This is a genomic window from Synechococcus sp. A18-25c, assembly GCF_014280035.1.
Classification (GTDB): domain Bacteria; phylum Cyanobacteriota; class Cyanobacteriia; order PCC-6307; family Cyanobiaceae; genus Synechococcus_C.
Map to the genome: position 1 here is coordinate 594906 of NZ_CP047957.1, position 16762 is coordinate 611667.

The window sequence follows — 16762 nt, forward strand, 5'->3', positions numbered from 1 at the left end:
CTTTGTCCAGAAACCGGGATAAAAGCATTGATTCGCCGCATCAAATCTGAAGCTAAGTGGAAGCTCCAACTGGGCTGGCGTCGGTGCTCACCGCCAGTCGGAATTACAAAAAAAGCGCCCCCGCAGGGATGCTCGAGTTTCAGGATTCCAGGGCCTTTTTGATCCGCCGCCGGTGGTCTGAGATCCACCGTGCCGCCCGTGCTGGGTCAAGCTCAGCAATCGCCGCCTGCAACAAAACCGCTGTCATTCCTGACTTCTCAAACGGATTTGATGGACTGATCTTGCTTGAATCAACGCCTGCCATCTTGCAAGCACGATTCAATAGTTGAATCTGATTTGGTGTCATGATTTACGGGCTGCAATGTCCCTAATTGACACCCTAATTTTAGCGAATGCGTTTTATCTACTTTGACTCAACTGCCCTTATCTATGCCAGGTATTGAAGGCTGATTGATGGAGTTAGTCAGACTAATTAGCAATGATAAACCTCTGTCAATGCAGGGGCTTTGGGGGTGTAGGCTCAACAATTGTGGCTGCACTCGAACGTCCAAACTCCCTCACAGGCTCCGCCAGCTGTAGCTTCCAGCTCCTCGACTGATAATTCTACCGATTGCATTGATTGAACATCTTCTGCAGTAATTGAAAAGCCTGCGTCTTTGGCGATTTCAACAGCAGCTTCAGGGGAGGCTGCTGCCTTGAGCTTGTCCTGAAGGCTGGTGTCAGCCATGACCTTCTCTAGGAACGCTTTGAGTTGCTCTTCTGACATTGGAGGGCGTGGAGCTACAGCCTGGTCATAGCAACGTTCGGTAGCGGTGTCAGTTAGTAATAAAACAGCGCGCTAAATGCGGGCGATGGTATTAGGTATTGAAGGCTGATTGAAGGGGTTAGTCAGACGATTGAAGCAATAAAAGCTCGTGACAATGCAGGAGCTTTGGGGACGTAGGATTACTTGCGCTAACCCAACCCCCAACCACAGGTCGCTGTGGGGTATCCCCCGCCGGATGCGCCCTCTAGCTCCTCGTCTGAAACTTCTACCGTTGCCGATTGCATTGATTGAACATCTTCTGCAGTAATTGAAAAGCCTGCGTCTTTGGCGATTTCAATGGCGGCTTCAGGTGAGGCTGCTGCCTTGAGCTTTTCCTGAAGGCTGGTGTCAGCCATGACCTTCTCTAGGAACGCTTTGAGTTGCTCTTCTGACATTGGAGGGCGTGGAGCTACAGCCTTTTGATAGTCACGATTGGCTTCAACGACTCAAACGGTCATCGATAAGCCACCAAACAGCCACTTGCGCATGGGTCGCATGCCAGGGCAACGACCCCATGGCTCAACTACTACCTAATTGACCCCCGCCACCAGCAATGGCAGCAAGGGCAACAGCATCCAGCTCGAAATCATCGAACTCGTCATCGTCATCCATCTGCCTGAGGAAGCCACGCACCTCTTCCACGGTGAGGGTCATCCCCTTCTCTGCCGCAATCTCCACCATGCGCTGGATCGAGGCATCAGGGTCTGAGGTCATCAGCTTGAACAGCTCACCCTGCACACTCATCGGCACCGCATCACGCATTGCCTTGAACTCGTCCAGGGTTGCCATCAGCGGATCTGCAGCGTGACTCCGTTGTAGCCCTGATGCGGCAACAGTTCAGCCACCCGGATCGAACCGGGTGACCCGCTTCAGCGCACTTGGACCCGAAGTCCTTCCTCGATGCGGTTTAAAGATGTTTGCTCGGAGTGAGTGGCGAGCATGCCAATGACGGTGAAGGCGATAACCAGTGCGCAAGCCATGAGCTGAGAAGTGTGTGGTTTGGGGTCTCCCCCTTCGATGCACACACCATCTCGGGAATCACCAAACGACTCGATGATCTGCCTTAAAGCAACCTGTGATGTTGCTCACAGGGTTTTAAAAGCACTGCAATGACTCGGTTTCAAAGACTCACTCCCCAGTTCCAGCCCACCATCCGATCTGCTTCCTCCTCGTTAAGTCATGGCACCGTGAAGTGACGCTTCAGCTCGTCAACCACATCCAGCAAAAGCTTGTAAAAGCCCAGCTCAAGCAATGACCCGTACCCAAAACTTTTTCGCACGTCATACAAGTATCAGTTCAATCAAGAGCATGACGGTCATCAATATTTCCAGTGTCAACGGTTTGGTTGAACTGCTGTAAGTGTTGATGACCGTCAGAAGAATCTGAGGTATGGCTAACAAGGATCGCCCGCTCGTTGATCATCATTCGCCCTAGGCTGGTGAAGTGGGTTGGCTGGCGAACGCTCAAGATTGGTGGTACGGATCAAACTCGCCGTCATGCCCACACTTTTGGGTTTCTACAAAAAATCAGTCTTGTGAGTACATCGTCGAAGTCTTAGTTAGTTTCATCAAGTACGCTGGGTTGGCACATCAAAATAATGAACCAGATGCCGCCTATAAACGGAACCAGGCTAATAAAGATCCACTGCCATTGTTTGCCAATGTCGCGAAGCCGACGAACCACGAGCGAAAGATTGGGGAAGATGCTCGCGACTCCATAGAAAAGGGTTAGAACAGCTCCAAACTCTGATGCATTTCCTAGCGATTGCAACACGAGTATGACGATGAACTGGGTGAGGAAGAACCACCAATATTCGGCTCTTGTTGCTTTACCGCCGTAGGTGAAGGCCTTTCTCCAAGCAGTAGTGAATGCTTCTGCAGGTCCCATGTGACTCAATGCAAGGTCTCCGTGCCTTGTTTTAGAGCTCAACAGAGCGACTGGCAGCACGAGGTTCACTACAGCACACAAAAGAGAGAGTCGTGCTAGTCGCAGCTTGTAGCCCACCATTCACATTCGTCGTATCCCAGCTGTCAGCTAGCTGCCCCAGCACAAGCATTGGAGTCCGCCGGCCGCGCCATCACTGCTCATCTACCGAAAGCCCCGCTTGAGATGTTTATCGCTCTTCAACAGAAATTGTGAAGCCTGCTTCCTTGGCAATGCCTCCAATGGCATCAGGGTCGGTGACACCTTTTAGCTTTTGTTGAAGCGCTGGGTCTGACTGAATGGCTTCCAGAACGCTTTGGTTGCTCTTTTTACATTGGAGTAAGTGATACTATAATTTAGCTGTAGCAACGGTCAGCACCATTTCGCTGATTGATCTTCAATGAGGGCGTTGGCTACTAGAAGACTTCACGAAATGCTCAAGCTTTCTTCTCTAGGCGTTTCTCGGACCTTACAGCACGCGTGCGGGTGGGTTTCCCTCGGTCTGAAACAAGCACGCTCTGCATCTGATGTCGATATCGAAGCTGGGAGATTGCACTCCTCCTGCTGCAGCTTCCAGCTCCTCGTCTGATACTTCTCCCGATTCCATTGATTGAATATCTTCTGCGGTAATTGCAAATCCTGCTTCTTTGGCGATTGCAATCGCAGCTCCAGGGGAGGCTGCTGCTTTCAGCTTTTCCTGAAGCCCGGTGTCGCCTTTGACAATTTCTAGAAAGGCTTTGACTTGTTCTTCGGACATTGAAGTGAGTGGGACTTCTGGCGTCTCCTAGCCACGATCGGCTTCAACGACTCAAACGGTCAGGGATGAGCCGCCAAAGAGCCATCTGCGCATGGGTCGCATGCCAAGGCAACGGCATCCAGCTCGATGTCATCGAACTCGTCATCGCCGTGCATCTCCCTGAGTAAGCCACGCACCTCTTCGGCGGTCATCGTCATCCCTTTCTCAGCAGCTCTCCACCATGCGTCGAACCGAAGCATCAGGTTGTTGAGGTCATCAGCCTGAACAGCTCCCCTTGCACATTCATCGTCACCGCATCTCGCATGGCCTTGAACTCTTCCAGCGTTGCCATCGGTCTTTGTGTGGAATCCCTGTTCGGGGTTGCGCAGCGACCGCCAAGAGATCTATCACGGACATGTAGCGACCGCTACTAAACGTTCACTCCACTTCTGTGGGGCGCAGCTCGATCCAAGCCATGGAACGGGGGCTTGGGCTCTGCAGGAGCTGTGATGACCGCGTTGTATTGGAACGGTTCAGCATTTGCACCAGTGAGGAAGACTGCCGCTAAGAAAGAGGCGGTTTTACTGCATCTGGAAGCAGCTTTCATGGGCGCCGATGCCATCCCCTCACAGAAGCACCGAGGATTGATGTATCTCCGCCAAAACGGATTCGCAGCAACCCGCTGAGTCTCTCAAGCGCTGAGTGGAGTGGTTTTGCAGACAACACCACACATCACGGCGTTGCAAGGCGGCTCTTTCTGAGTGCCCAGGGGTCTTTTTAGGGGTCTTTGGGAATCCAATCGGGTGACGGCCTACTCCACGTCCAGGTGATTTAGCGCCATTCCCTCCTCGCCATCGACTGTTTGCCGGTCCAATGACCCAATCAGTTACGGCAACGTTGTTGAAATCCCACTTCCCTGCTCCTAGAACCAGTCTTGAATGAGTCCCTACTTCCGATGAGAGCTGTCGTCACTTCACTCGTCCTTGTCTCGTCAGCCATCGCTGCACCGGCCTTCGCCCAAAAGGAAATTCCCAAAGCTCCGGGGCATGACCAGTGCCCGCTGGGTTACGTCAACACTCTGGGAACAACCTGCGTCTCTCCCATCTACTACGAGGTTGCGCCCACGAATGGCGGGGCATGCTTAGAGGGGTGGATGAACATCGGCGCTGGGTATTGCAAGAAGAAAACAGGTCCCCTCGGAATCCTCTAACCACCTCCGGAGCGATCGGCAAAAAGGTGGCTTCGTTGCCACCCTTCACTATCAGAATTCCAGCACTCTGTTGATCTGCTGCCGGTTGTCTCCCTGTTGTCAGGGGAATGCTGAGGCACAACGCCATCGAAGTCAGGGAAACCCTGCAGAGATCAGGAGGCCGGGAACGATGCTCCCTTCCCGGTGCTGACGATGCAAGCGCAGCTCGGCATTATGCGCGGACTAACTCTCGATCCATGCTGCGCCGTCTCCCCATTGGATTACTGGCGTCTGCTGTTGTCATGGCGCCACTGCCAGCTTTTGCTGAGCATTGCGACAATCAACCCACAGCTCGGGCTTTGATTGCCCCATGGAATGCTGCCGACCAGGAGTTCCTTGGAGGACGCACATCAATCAGCTATTTCTTTGAAATGCGGCGACGCCGCTATCAAGTGGTGTATGGCAATGCCAAAGGGGAAATTATCCCAGGCTCACCATGGCAAATGATCGAGTCTGATCCTTTTTATGACGAAGAAAAAACCTTGGGCATTGAGCTGATCAGGGCCACTGATCGGTTGATCAGCCTTGATTTTCGGGAGGTTCGGCGGGCCCAAGATGCTGACCTGGTCATCGTTGGATACTGCGATAAGAACGACGAAAAAGAGGGAGCGCTTGCGCAGAATGCTGGAGGGACTCAATACATCATGATCTTGAATGGATGTCGGGGAATCGCTACTGGGCAAGAAGATCCCGTCTGGTTATTCCTGCACGAATTTGGCCATGCCCTTGGCCTTGAACATCCCTTCTCAGACGTCGATGGGGATTGTCTCTATGACAACCAGCCCTTTTCAAAGGCTTCTGCGCATGCAGGGATAACGGTGATGGCTTACAAGCCAGGACCAGGTCGTCCGCCTCGGTTTTTTACTGATTATGACATTGCTGTCTTGCAGAGAATCTGGGGCTCGGAATGAAGAAGGGACTCCCATGATCGATGGATCAATAACTCTCTTAAATAGTCATTGGGTTTCAGGAATGCAGGACCAAAGCAAAGCAAGCGCACTGGGTGCAAGCCGATACGCACTCAGTCTCTGGTCAGGGGTAGCCCGTGATTCGTCAGACAAAACGTCTTAACGCCATTGATGCGTGGAAGAAGATGCAGCAAAGAAGCTTGCAACGGTCTTAGTCCCTGTGCACTTAACACTCTTCAAGGCTGCGAATGGTGCCAGGTCTTGGAGCTTCTGTTGAAGCGCTGGGGCTGATTGATTGCTTATTCGCCTTCATCATCTGGCTGCTTGGCCTTCCAACGTTCAAACCAAACAGCGACTGCGAGGGACACACCCATGGCAAATCCAGCACCAATCAGAACCACGCCAACTTCGACCGGCATCAAGACCACCTGTTACTGCCCCAAATCATCGGACAAGATCGACCATGGGTACCGGGGCACTTCCGCTTGAAGAGATCCTCCAGCCAATCCACTGCCGTAGGACTTCGATCAATCAGCTGACTGGAGCGATGCCGTGCCGCCACACCAGCCAGTTGCTGCGGAGTACTGCAAGCAACAGCTCAGACTGGGCTTTCAATTCAAGATGTGCTGAATCACGATTGCTTCATGGCCTCGAAGTTTTTCCACGTTCACCACGAGTTCCGTGCCGGTAAAGCGCAGCAGTGGTGGGAGACAGCGCAAGCTGCGATGGCCCCAGGTGGTGGTTGGGATGAGGCAGTCGCTCAAAATCTCGAAGCGGGTTTCTACAACCACGCCTTCTGCCCTGTTGGACCTGAGGGGCCTGCTTTCTGCATCTGGGAAGTCCGCGAGGGAATCACAGCAGAGGAGTTTCAAGAGTTCATCGACGGCCCCAATGGCGTGAACTTTGGATTGGGTGCATGGATGAATATTTGCAAGGAGATCAACATTGAAATGGCAGGGAACCCTCCGTATCCAAGGAAGTTCTGAAAACAATCGCGAATCAGTGCAGTGGTGATGAGCCATGCTCCCGCCAGAGCTCTGATCATTCAGGCCGAAGTTCGTCATCATGGTGATCGATGACACATTGTGGTTTGGTTCGTTTGGCTACGACTGAAGTGTTGTCTGATGGGTGGACATGGGTTTTGACGAACTGGATCGCACGACCAGGTACATCGTTGATGCCAAGGCTCGGGCCAGTGCAATGCTCGATGAGCAAGCTCCAAAGCTGACTGCTCTTGAGAAGGCCATTTGGGTGAAGTTAAAGCGGGATGAACGTCACTCACCCAGATAAGGGAGGCTTGAGGGTGTTGCAGTTCCTCAGGAGGGGGATGAAGAACACCTGTTGCGGCGTCCGGAGTTTTGATTTTTGAACTTTGACGCGCGTTGTGCAGTCATGCTCGGCATATTCTTTTGGCTTCATTGATCTCTGTTTGCCAGCAGTCTTTTGCAATCAATGAGCCAAATTTTTAGTTGAAATGCTGTTTTGCAACGTCAAAAGGCTATCGCGATCGATGCGATGGTATGAAAAAGGGTTGAAGTTGACCTGCCGATAGGTCGTTCCTTGATCGGCTGCTAGAAATTCAAAATTTCAATGTCTGCTCCAGATCTCTACGTGCGCCCGTGGTTTGGAGAAAGTCGGATTGGACGATTTCTCTAAACGGATTGTCTGCGTCTGTCGCGAGTTTGCACTCGACTTTGACGATTTCCTCGCTGATTCGTGTGAGTCAGAGTCATGGCGCGACCTTGTGGTAAAAGCAGACTCGGACTCCCCTCGCGCCCCTTCAGTCACTCAATTCATCCGTCGTTGAACTGGATCAGCCGTTCGCGTCCCCTTCAGCAAGTTTGCGGTGGGCTTTGTTTGCTTTTCTGATGATCTTCTGTGCTTCCTCTCGAGACAGGCAGTCTTGGGCCTTCAGCTGTAGCTTCTTGAGCTTGTGATGTTGCTTTTCAGGGTTCAATCGCTTGAAGGCTTTGGTTAAGAGCAAGTAAAGCATCTTAGGCCTTGGCTTGAAAGCCCCCGCGTTCATTCCTGGAGGCCACGTGCGACAGCGTTGCCTCAAGCGAACCTCGTCGATTTCTGTCCTTGGCGCATCGCTGAAGCTTTTCGGCCATGTGAGCCTCTGCATGACTTATTGCTTGACATGGCTAAGGGCGGAACTCGTTTTCTTTGTCGAGATCTCGATACCGATTTAGGGGAGAGACAACCTGGCCATCTCACGGTGATCGTCGAATTTGGATCTCTTGCTGAAGCGAAGGCGGCCAATGAAGCTTCCGACGATCAGGAGATTCTCAAGCTTCGACAGCCCCATGGCGATGTTTCCTTGTCCATCATCGAAGAGGCCGATCATGCTACGCATTAGAACGCATTCATCTCACTGAAATGGGCATAACTCTGTTGGTTGTGTCTCTGTCTCCCTGCTGTTGGGTTCTTTGATTTCGATGCTTTGGCTAAATTCAAGCTCATCAAGGTGAATGGCACCTGGTCTCTCATCTGTTGGCTCATTTCAGGACAATCCGACCAAAATTTGCTATGACGGACTGAGTGCATCAAGTGTTTGAGGCGTATGCGGCTGATTCGATTGATCCCCTTGCTTGCCGCCGTTCTGGTTGTCCATCCGAATGCACTACATGCATCAAGCATAAAGGCCGCTGGCAACATTAAGGACGAATTTGAGCGTGCCCAGGCGTGCGATTACTTCGAAGCTGAATTCATTAGTGATGTTGGCGTTTACACCGATGAGAAAGTGAGATATTGCATCAGTTCTGATCAGAAGGAATTGATTTATGTGATGGCAATGGGGACCTCTTGGGTTGTGCCATTCAATCGCCAATATCGTGCTGATGGTTTTGTCAACTATGTCACGTTGGAAGACGATCGCCTTGTCCTCTATCAGAAGGAGAATGGTGTGGTGACGCGGAAGGTTTTGGGTCGCCGTCGCTGATGAACTCCTTGATTGCTGCGCTCTGTTGAACCGATCGACGTGTTCCTGCTGATACGGACTCTGGGAGTTTTCATGCGACGATTGTGAGGAGTCAATTGTTTGAGTGATGTTTTTGATGCACTGGTCGTTCAAGACCGGTTACCACGAAATTGCCGCGAAAAAGTTCCTGGCGACAGGCGCTCCTTTCCCGCAATGCAAGTCTTTCAAGCGCTTGCATGGTCCTGGTTCCTGCGAGGGTTGGATCCTCGTGGAAACAGATGATCCCAAGGTCTGCTATGAGCATGCTGCTGAGTGGGCAGAAATCATGCATTGGACCGTGACGCCTGTCTGCACGGATGAAGAGGCGGCGCCTTTGATTGCCAAGGTTTACGGCTGAGTCCGTCATCCCACCAGGGCCGCCTTGCGCTTTGGTTCTGGTGGTCAATATGGGTATTCGATGCGTAGCTCTTCGCTTGTTGCGGAAAATTCGGTTTTGTCGACGTGCAAGCGGGGTTGGCACATGCTGATCACTGATCCCACACAGTCTTCATGCAGAGGATTGTGTGCATTTTTTCTAGATTGAATCAAGATTATATGTTCTAGAAGGATTTAAACTAGGTCGAAGGGCTGGACGCTTGACCGATATTTGTTGCGTTTACGATTTTGATAGGGTCATGTTTGTTTTTAATGAGTTTATAGATTCATTTCGCCTGTTATCGACTTTTTTAATATGCAGGTGTTCGTTGGTTAAGGCTTTTCGTTGCTTGATTTATGGTTTCCCAGGTTGTGGGATTCTCTCTAGCTAGTCGTCTTGGATTGATGATGTAGCATTTGATGTCTCTCATGATGCTTTTCGGAGACGCGAACAGGTGTTCAGAGATTGATTGATAGGTCCATCCTTGGTTCCTTAATGCCATGGCAATGCGCACCCGTTTGGATCTCCAACCCATGCTTGGACCAAGCCTCCTCGAGATGCTGCATGATGTTGTGTTCATGGAATTGCCGAAACTTTGATCATTTTCGGTAGTTGGTTTTTCCACAGTGAATGTTATGGCAGTGTTCTGTGTGCCGAATGAAACTTTTTAATGGATCAGTTGTTCTTGTGGAAGCACTTTTCAGGTGAATGTCCTTTGCGATTGATTGTTCTGCATGGATTGATCATTTGATACACGGTTTGCGTTGGAATCTCTATTACTTTCGTAGAGGTTTAGCTCAGGGTTATGGAAGCTGTAGATTGTGGGAAAGTGAAGTCGCTAGTCGTTGAGCTTTATCTAAATGCAACTTGTTCTGGCGTAATCAGCAAGAGTCAATTTCAAAAGTTGACTCAATTAGAATGTGTTGCCGATGTAGGGGAGTTGAAGCTTATTCGTCATCTCAATCTGCTGATTAAAAGGCGTGCGATTCGTATTCATAGGATCGCCTCTTGAGTCTTATTTTCACCTGAATGTTGTGCTTGATACTTGGATTGGTGCTTTTTAGAGCTCAGTGTTCCAGCTTCTCTTTGAAACTATTCAAAACTAGATGCCTCGTGGCTCCTCCTACTCTTTTTTGGGTTGATCTACAGCCCTCTTTGTATTGTCTGAATTCAAGACTTGCTCAGCGGTTAAGCCACTCTTTCACTGTGCGTCGTTGGTCTTTTTGCCATGACCCTGATGAAACTTGTTCCATTGATACTCTTCATAATCTTCTTAGAGAAACATTATTGGATGAAGATCAGCCCTCTCATCTGATTGGTCACGGCATCAGTGGCACAGTCGCATGCCTTTTCGCGCATCGTTACCCAGAGTTAGTGCAATCCCTCACGCTACTAGCGGTCGATACAAAGATTGCCAATCATTGGTCTTCTCACTACTTTCAGATGAGACGACAATTGCCTTGCTCAAGGTCGAATGTCTTAGCTCATTTGTCATCCTTATTGATCTCTAGTCAGCACTTGCGCGCTAAAGCATTATTTCCGCGGCTTCTTGAGAAGTGTCTTGATCAAGACTTTGTTGATGGCTCATTGCTGGATCACCAGCGATTGTCGGGCTGCTTGCAAGTACCTTCGATGCCGATGCTTGTTCTGAATGCTGCTAATGACATTGTGGTTGATTCTGGTTCTCATGCGCGTTGGGATCGATTGTTAAAGCCAGGCGATCGCTATGTAGAGGTGGAGCAAGGGAGACACTTTTTCCCTGCAGACAAATTTATGACCGCAGCTGATTCCATCACTAAATTCATTACTCTTGTGCCTGATCAGTGGCGCAACTTCGATATGCAGTCGACTAATCATTCTTCATTGCTGGGAGGCCGATCATGACCGATATCATTGAAGCGGACGTTTTGATTATTGGTGGAGGTCCCGCTGGCTGTGCTTGTGCTCTTTATGCCGCGCGATCGGCATTGAAAACGATTGTTTTGGATAAAAACCCTGCTGTTGGTGCTTTGGCGATTACGCATAAAATTGCAAATTATCCAGGAATATCAGCTGACACTACAGGTTCGGATCTTCTCAAGGTGATGCGTGACCAGGCTGTTGCTTATGGCGCTGAGTACCAGCAAGCACAGGTTTATGGAATTGATGTATCTGGTCCTTTGAAGTTGGTCTACACACCTGTTGGTGTCTTTCAATGTAAAGCCTTGGTTTTGGCTACAGGCGCAATGGGTCGGTCGTCAGTGCTTCCCGGTGAAGATGAATTTCTGGGGCGTGGTGTCAGTTATTGTGCCACTTGTGACGGGGCTTTCTATCGAAATCAGAATGTTGTTGTTTATGGAGCGAATCAAGAGGCAATTGACGAAGCGATGGTGTTATCGAAATTCGCCTCAACCGTGTATTGGGTGACAAACGCAAAGCCAAGCTCTTCAGCTTTGGGAGTTCAGCATCTTGAGTCTGCCCCGAATGTCAAGCGATTAAACCGTACGCGTTTGTTGTCAGTCGAGGGTAATGACTCAGGTGTCACGGGTGTCATGCTTCAGAAGTTAGGAGAGGATTGCTCTGCAAATCTTGAGGCCAATGGAGTATTTATTTACTCCACAGGCAGTCTTCCTATTACTGACTTTTTGCAGGGCCAGATTCCGCTTCGAAGCGATGGGGGTGTGGACGTCAATGCTGACATGATGACGGCTGTGGAGGGTGTGTGGGCTGTCGGTGATATCCGTAATACGCCTTTTAAGCAGGCTGTTGTTGCTTGTTCGGATGGCTGTATTGCCGCCATGTCGATTGATAAGTTTTTGAATCACCGTCGCGATATTCGTGTCGATTGGGTCCATCGATGAACTTTTCCTGATGCCAACATGCCCGCTGTTAGGCGGGCACACTGGCGTGAGGGAGTCTGTTTTTAGGCTTCGGAGTTGATCTGCTGGATCCATGCACTTAGGCGCTGATCTGTGAGTTCCGACTCGTTGTCCTCATCGATAGCCAGCCCGCAAAACTTGCCATCGATCACGCTTTTCGATTCGTCAAAAGTGTAGCCTTCTGTAGGGACTTTCCCGATTAATTTTGCCCCTGATTGCAAGAAAGCTGTGTAGAGCTCTTCCATGGCATCACAAAAGTAATCGCCATAGCCTGAGGAATCTCCTAGGCCAACGATGGCAACAGCTTTTCCTGCAAAGTCTTTGTCTGGAATCTCTTGAATCAGGTCATCCCATGCTGTTCCAGAGCGTGCTTCATCGGATCCCGTGTTCCATGTGGGAATGCAGCAGATTAGTTGTTCTGCGTTGACCAGCTCATCGATTGAGCTGATGTTGTCTACGTCTTTGGCCTCCGTGCCTGGAATTAATTCTTTTAAGCGGTCAGCTACATCCTCGGTTTTTCCTGTGGAGGTAGCGAAGAAGATTGTAAATGCCATGTGTGATGTAAATCTTTCTTATTCTTATTGAGCCTCTTCCGTGGGTGGATGGCTTATGACTTCATCCTGTGTTGTAGGTATTACAAGGGTTTGTAAGGTTGATACAATCTTGCTCGCGTTGAGATACTCCTTTCGCTGGTTGCCGTGAGCTTTCATCTTTTTTCGTGATTGCGTTTGATGGCGCTGTACTCCGATAGTGCCTGATCAAAGCCCACCTCTCGAACGCGTGAAAGCCAGTGCTTTCTCTTGATTCCATCCGCTTCGATGTGATCAATGAAGGATTCGAGTATTTCTCTTCCGGCTAGTGGCATCGGTTTAGGAAGACTTTGCTCCAGCATGCCGTCATCCAGACAGGAGTCTGTGTGCTCTTAGGCTTCTGCTGGTGTCGTAAGTGTCCTTTGTGCGGAAAATTTGGTTCGCTTTGCCGTGCTCTTGTGCGTCTGCTTTTGTGCTGCTTCCGTGTCGCTTAGCCTTTGTTGATTTGGCTTTTTGAATTTTTGATTTGATTTGATGTGTGCGGATGTTGTCGTCTTTTGGGGCTTGATCTCAGTAGCCAAAACCATACTCCTATCAGGGTTGTAGTTGGAACGATGATCACTAACAGTTGGCTAATGATCAAAACTCTGGCATCAGGATCCATGGTTCGTGTTCTGCTTTTTGCTCTCTAATTGGTGATTTGTCTGGGATTCTGATGTCAGGAGAGTTTGATTTGTTTCAGTGTTAGCCCAATCCAGGAATATCTGGGCCGGGTTTCACGGTTTGTGGATCAGGCCATGCTCCTTGGCCGAATAGGGCGTCTCCGATGCGCTGAAGCAGGCTTTTCTCCTGGCTGAGCTCTTGGCGAACGCTCCATTCAATTTCTTCCAGCTCGCTGGTTTCTAAGCCAAGTGCTGCGATCAATTCTCGGTACGCGGTGCGCTCCAGAGCATTGATGTCTTGTTGGTCGCCAGGGTTTCTGGACACACCTGCCACCAGGCCGGCAATCCGAGCGGCCAGGCATCGGTCTCCAGCTGTGGAGAGTTGTTGGGCCAGTGACGACAGGCTCGGCAGCGCTTGGCGGTCGCTCCCTGCTTCCGCCTCGATCCCCAGTCGTTTTGGCAGTTCCATGATGAGGTGCTCTTCCTCCTGCGAGATCGAGCCATCGCTGAGAGCGATCACCTGGGCAATCAGCAGCAGGGTCGAATGGTTGGAAGCACGCGTCATGGAGAGCTGATCATCCTGTCTTCCTGAGTCTGCAGCCAATGGCCTATGGATCAACCGTTCAGCCAGTTGGCAGCCTGTTGAAGAGCATCCAAGCGCTCATCCACCAGCTCGTGGATGCCGAACTGCGCCAGGCGTCGTTTGACCTTGCCCTTAGCGCCCGTGACGAGCACCCGTCGATTGTTTTCCTGCGCTTCTTCCACCATGCGTTCGATCGCGAGGCTTGCCGTGACGCCGAGGTGTGGCACATCGGTGATGTCGAGCAACAGGATTCGGTATTGCCGCACCAGCATCATCCGTTCACTGATCCCCTTCGCAGCACCGAAACTCAACGGCCCGTGCAGGTGGAACAGGATCAAGTCGTCGCCGCAGCGCTCCAGGAGCTGCTGTTCCTGTGTGGACAGGTGAGCCGTGCCGGTGTCCATGCTGCCTAGCTGATGGTCGGTGATTGATTCGATCGTGAGCAGGTTGGCCACAAACATGCCAACGACAACGGCACCAATCAGGTCCCAGAACACCGTCATTAACAGAACGCTCCACATCACCAGCGCTGTTTTCTTGGACAGGCGATGGGCTCGGCGCAGGAAACCCCAATCGATGATGTCGAGTCCCACTTTGATCAGGATTCCCGCCAGCAAGGCCGTGGGGATGCCTGCTGCTAGCGGGCCTGCACCCAGCAGAAGCAACAGCAAAACGATCGAATGGGTCATGCCGGAGAGGGGTGTGCGTCCTCCGGACTGGATGTTGATCACTGTTCGCATCGTGGCTCCAGCCCCAGGGAGTCCGTTGAACAGTCCAGCAACCGTGTTGGCGATGCCTTGACCCACCAGCTCACGGTTGGAGCGATGGCGAGTGTGGCTGATGTTGTCCGCGACCAGGGAGGTCAACAAGGAGTCGATCGCACCCAGCACGGCCAGCACAAGGCCTGCTCGAAGCAGGAGTGGCCACTGTTCCTGCCAGTTCGGAAGGTTGAAGCTCAGGCCACCCCCGGGGATGGAGCCGATGCGGGCCAGTCCTTCTGGAAAGACCAGCAGAGACAGCGGAGTGATCAAAACGAGCGCCAGCAGGGGTGACGGAATCCATTGGCTGATCCGCCGTGGAGTGGTGAACACCACCAGAAGGGTCACCAGGCCAACGATGAGAGCCGCGGGATTCGGCTCAAAATCACGGATCACCATCTGCAGCGATTGCAGCACTCCGCCCCGGCTGTTGATCCCCAGCAAGGGTCCGATCTGCAGGGTGAGGATGATCACTCCGATCCCCGACATGAAGCCGGAGACCACCGAATAGGGAACCATCGTGATGTAGCGCCCCAGCCTGAGAACGCCCATCAGGATCTGTAGCAGTCCGCCAATCACCACGGCCGCCATGACCAGGGGCAGCATGTCGCCATCTGCCAGATCTCGACTGGCACCAATGGCCGCAAGCGTGCTCACCACCCCGGCAACAGTGACGCTCATCGGGCCGGTCGGTCCACTCACCTGGGCCGGTGTGCCTCCGAACAAGGCGGCCAGAAAGCCAGTGATGATCGCCCCATACAGGCCATAGATGGCCCCTCCGGGCCCGAGAGCTGCATTGCCAAAGGCCAACGCCAGCGGCAAGGCCACAACGGCGGCGGTGAGTCCTCCGGTCAGATCACCTCGCCAATGCTGTCGACTGAAGCCAACGAAGAGGGCGGGCCGGCGCAAGGGCATGGCGTTAAGGGTTCGCACTCATGCCTGACCAGCGCTGCAGTTCCTCAAGCGATTGCACGCCGACACGACGATCACCGTTCGGCAGGATCCAGGTGGGATATGCACGGATTTCAGCGGTCTGACAGGCAGCGGCCTGAATCGGGAACTCATCGGGCTTGGCGCATTCCACATACGGAAGTCGGTTCACGGCATCCCCGAACAGGCGACCTTGGTATTGACAGGCCGAGCAGCGCCAGGAGCCGTAATAGAGGACCTTGGAAGCCCTGAGGTAATCCGCGAGTGCCGTCGGATCCGGTGCGGCGTTTACGGCCTCGCTACTCAACACAACTGAGCTGCCGCCAGCAAGGGCCGCCAACAGAAGAAATCTGACCATGGCCGAAATGTACGTGTGGTGCGACGTACGGGCATCCCGACTCCTGCTTCGGTGCCGAACCCCGGACGGAACTGGGACACTGGGGATCATGTGGAGCCCTCGGGGCTGAACGATCACCATGGCCGGCAGTGGCTACCGCGACTACTTCAAGGTGCTGGGAGTGGACCGCGGTGCCGATGCCGATGCGATCAAGCGCGCGTTTCGCAAGCTCGCGCGTCAGTACCACCCTGATGTGAACCCCGGCGATAAGGCAGCGGAAGCGAAGTTCAAGGAGATCAGTGAGGCCTACGAGGTGCTTTCGGATCCGGACAAGCGCCGTCGATACGAGCAGTTTGGCCAGTACTGGAATCAGGCAGGAGGTGGAGCTGGAGCAGGGCCGGGTGGTTTCGACGTCGATTTCGGTCGGTATGGCAATTTCGATGACTTCATCAATGATTTGCTGGGTCGTTTTGGTGGGCCTGGCGGCGGTGGGTTCGGCGGCGCACCCGGTGGCTTTGCTGGCGGAGGGTTTCCGGGGGGAGGCTTCCCTGGTGGTGGTTTCGGAGGGGGTGGGTTTCCCCGCAGCGCGTCACGGGCTCCCGTCAATCTCGATGCTGAAACCAGCGTGAAAATGAGCTTCGGTGAGGCCTTCCGCGGAGCTGAGAGAACCTTGTCGGTGAACGGTGAGCGCGTGCAGGTGCGCATTCCAGCCGGCGTCAAGACTGGATCTCGTCTGCGTTTGAAGGGGAAAGGCAATCTGCAGCCAGGGACCGGGCGTCGCGGTGACCTCTATCTCAATCTCGACGTGCAAGCCCATCCAGTGTGGCGTCTTGATGGTGATCAGCTCCGCGCCGAATTGCCCGTGTCTCTCGATGAGTTGGCGCTCGGTGGCACGGTGACAGTGATGACTCCCGATGGGGAAGCCGAGGTGTCGATCCCTGCAGGGACAGCACCCGGACGCAGCCTTCGTTTGAAAGGCAAGGGTTGGCCGGTGAAATCGGGTCGTGGCGATTTGCTGCTCAGCCTCAGCCTGCGCTGGCCGAGTGAGTGGTCTGAAGAACAGCGAACTCTGTTGGAACAGCTGCGGGGAGCACGCCATGAAGATCCGCGTGGAGACTGGCTACAGAAGGCCCGCCTCTGACAGGAAA

At 52.5% G+C, this 16762-nt stretch carries 24 protein-coding genes; 9 read left to right on the top strand and 15 right to left on the bottom strand.

Annotated elements, in window-relative coordinates; all coding sequences use genetic code 11:
* Positions 1-139: 139 nt before the first annotated feature.
* The 9 genes from SynA1825c_RS13590 to SynA1825c_RS03110 form a co-directional block, all read right to left on the bottom strand.
* Positions 140-247, bottom strand: coding sequence for a tRNA dimethylallyltransferase (locus SynA1825c_RS13590; protein WP_255478437.1), 108 nt, complete (start codon positions 245-247; stop codon positions 140-142).
* A gap of 273 nt (positions 248-520) precedes the next feature.
* Positions 521-766, bottom strand: a complete 246-nt coding sequence (locus SynA1825c_RS03075; protein ID WP_186470231.1) for a Nif11-like leader peptide family natural product precursor — start codon at positions 764-766, stop codon at positions 521-523.
* A gap of 188 nt (positions 767-954) precedes the next feature.
* Positions 955-1200, bottom strand: a complete 246-nt coding sequence (locus SynA1825c_RS03080) for a Nif11-like leader peptide family natural product precursor (RefSeq protein ID WP_186470232.1) — start codon at positions 1198-1200, stop codon at positions 955-957.
* 124 nt (positions 1201-1324) lie between these two features.
* Complete coding sequence (locus SynA1825c_RS03085) at positions 1325-1594, bottom strand: hypothetical protein (protein WP_186470233.1); 270 nt, start codon at positions 1592-1594, stop codon at positions 1325-1327.
* A gap of 507 nt (positions 1595-2101) precedes the next feature.
* The gene (locus tag SynA1825c_RS03090) at positions 2102-2272 is read right to left on the bottom strand and encodes a hypothetical protein (protein ID WP_186470234.1); all 171 of its coding nucleotides are present in this window, start codon (positions 2270-2272) and stop codon (positions 2102-2104) included.
* An 87-nt stretch (positions 2273-2359) separates the two neighbouring features.
* Positions 2360-2692: a DUF805 domain-containing protein gene (locus tag SynA1825c_RS03095; RefSeq protein WP_186470235.1), complete on the bottom strand. Its 333-nt coding sequence runs from the start codon at positions 2690-2692 to the stop codon at positions 2360-2362.
* A gap of 226 nt (positions 2693-2918) precedes the next feature.
* Positions 2919-3038 carry a Nif11-like leader peptide family natural product precursor gene (locus tag SynA1825c_RS13740; protein ID WP_186470984.1) on the bottom strand — a complete coding sequence of 40 codons (120 nt, stop codon included), beginning with the start codon at positions 3036-3038 and terminating at the stop codon, positions 2919-2921.
* Between the two features lie 159 nt (positions 3039-3197).
* The gene (locus SynA1825c_RS03105; protein WP_186470236.1) at positions 3198-3485 is read right to left on the bottom strand and encodes a Nif11-like leader peptide family natural product precursor; all 288 of its coding nucleotides are present in this window, start codon (positions 3483-3485) and stop codon (positions 3198-3200) included.
* Between the two features lie 59 nt (positions 3486-3544).
* Complete coding sequence (locus SynA1825c_RS03110) at positions 3545-3724, bottom strand: hypothetical protein (RefSeq protein WP_186470237.1); 180 nt, start codon at positions 3722-3724, stop codon at positions 3545-3547.
* Between the two features lie 695 nt (positions 3725-4419).
* On the opposite strand from SynA1825c_RS03110, the gene SynA1825c_RS13595 reads away from it, so the two are divergent.
* The 3 genes from SynA1825c_RS13595 (at position 4420) to SynA1825c_RS03120 (ending at position 6607) form a co-directional block, all read left to right on the top strand.
* Positions 4420-4674, top strand: coding sequence for a hypothetical protein (locus tag SynA1825c_RS13595; RefSeq protein WP_255477118.1), 255 nt, complete (start codon positions 4420-4422; stop codon positions 4672-4674).
* 236 nt (positions 4675-4910) lie between these two features.
* A complete protein-coding gene (locus SynA1825c_RS03115; protein ID WP_186470238.1) occupies positions 4911-5624 on the top strand; it encodes a M66 family metalloprotease in 714 nt (237 codons plus the stop codon).
* 641 nt (positions 5625-6265) lie between these two features.
* Positions 6266-6607, top strand: coding sequence for a hypothetical protein (locus SynA1825c_RS03120; protein WP_186470239.1), 342 nt, complete (start codon positions 6266-6268; stop codon positions 6605-6607).
* 827 nt (positions 6608-7434) lie between these two features.
* Here the strand turns inward: SynA1825c_RS03120 and SynA1825c_RS03125 are convergent.
* Entirely contained in the window at positions 7435-7614 is a 180-nt protein-coding gene (locus tag SynA1825c_RS03125) for a hypothetical protein (RefSeq protein WP_186471253.1), read from the bottom strand.
* A gap of 147 nt (positions 7615-7761) precedes the next feature.
* Between SynA1825c_RS03125 and SynA1825c_RS03130 the strand changes: the two genes are divergently transcribed.
* From SynA1825c_RS03130 to SynA1825c_RS03150, 5 genes are all read left to right on the top strand, one after another.
* Complete coding sequence (locus tag SynA1825c_RS03130) at positions 7762-7980, top strand: DUF1330 domain-containing protein (protein WP_186470240.1); 219 nt, start codon at positions 7762-7764, stop codon at positions 7978-7980.
* A 228-nt stretch (positions 7981-8208) separates the two neighbouring features.
* A complete protein-coding gene (locus tag SynA1825c_RS03135) occupies positions 8209-8562 on the top strand; it encodes a hypothetical protein (protein ID WP_255478438.1) in 354 nt (117 codons plus the stop codon).
* Positions 8563-8677: 115 nt separating this feature from the next.
* Positions 8678-8938, top strand: coding sequence for a DUF3303 domain-containing protein (locus tag SynA1825c_RS03140; protein ID WP_370593772.1), 261 nt, complete (start codon positions 8678-8680; stop codon positions 8936-8938).
* Positions 8939-10162: 1224 nt separating this feature from the next.
* Positions 10163-10840, top strand: a complete 678-nt coding sequence (locus tag SynA1825c_RS03145; RefSeq protein WP_186470242.1) for an alpha/beta fold hydrolase — start codon at positions 10163-10165, stop codon at positions 10838-10840.
* Positions 10837-11796: an NAD(P)/FAD-dependent oxidoreductase gene (locus SynA1825c_RS03150; RefSeq protein ID WP_186470243.1), complete on the top strand. Its 960-nt coding sequence runs from the start codon at positions 10837-10839 to the stop codon at positions 11794-11796. Before SynA1825c_RS03145 ends, SynA1825c_RS03150 begins: the two co-directional genes overlap by 4 nt.
* Before the next feature lie 62 nt (positions 11797-11858).
* Here the strand turns inward: SynA1825c_RS03150 and fldA are convergent, their stop codons facing one another.
* The 5 genes from fldA to SynA1825c_RS03175 all read right to left on the bottom strand — a co-directional run bounded on the left by fldA (position 11859) and on the right by SynA1825c_RS03175 (position 15635).
* Positions 11859-12368 (bottom strand): flavodoxin FldA, encoded by a 510-nt coding sequence (gene fldA / locus SynA1825c_RS03155; protein ID WP_186470244.1) that lies wholly within the window; start codon positions 12366-12368, stop codon positions 11859-11861.
* Between the two features lie 152 nt (positions 12369-12520).
* The gene (locus SynA1825c_RS03160) at positions 12521-12706 is read right to left on the bottom strand and encodes a hypothetical protein (RefSeq protein WP_186470245.1); all 186 of its coding nucleotides are present in this window, start codon (positions 12704-12706) and stop codon (positions 12521-12523) included.
* Between the two features lie 382 nt (positions 12707-13088).
* Entirely contained in the window at positions 13089-13571 is a 483-nt protein-coding gene (locus SynA1825c_RS03165) for a TerB family tellurite resistance protein (protein WP_186470246.1), read from the bottom strand.
* 50 nt (positions 13572-13621) lie between these two features.
* Positions 13622-15262 (bottom strand): SulP family inorganic anion transporter, encoded by a 1641-nt coding sequence (locus SynA1825c_RS03170; protein WP_186470247.1) that lies wholly within the window; start codon positions 15260-15262, stop codon positions 13622-13624.
* 4 nt (positions 15263-15266) lie between these two features.
* Entirely contained in the window at positions 15267-15635 is a 369-nt protein-coding gene (locus SynA1825c_RS03175; RefSeq protein ID WP_186470248.1) for a hypothetical protein, read from the bottom strand.
* 118 nt (positions 15636-15753) lie between these two features.
* Here SynA1825c_RS03175 and SynA1825c_RS03180 point away from each other — a divergent pair, with 118 nt between their 5' ends.
* Entirely contained in the window at positions 15754-16755 is a 1002-nt protein-coding gene (locus SynA1825c_RS03180) for a DnaJ C-terminal domain-containing protein (RefSeq protein ID WP_186470249.1), read from the top strand.
* Positions 16756-16762: the final 7 nt, after the last annotated feature.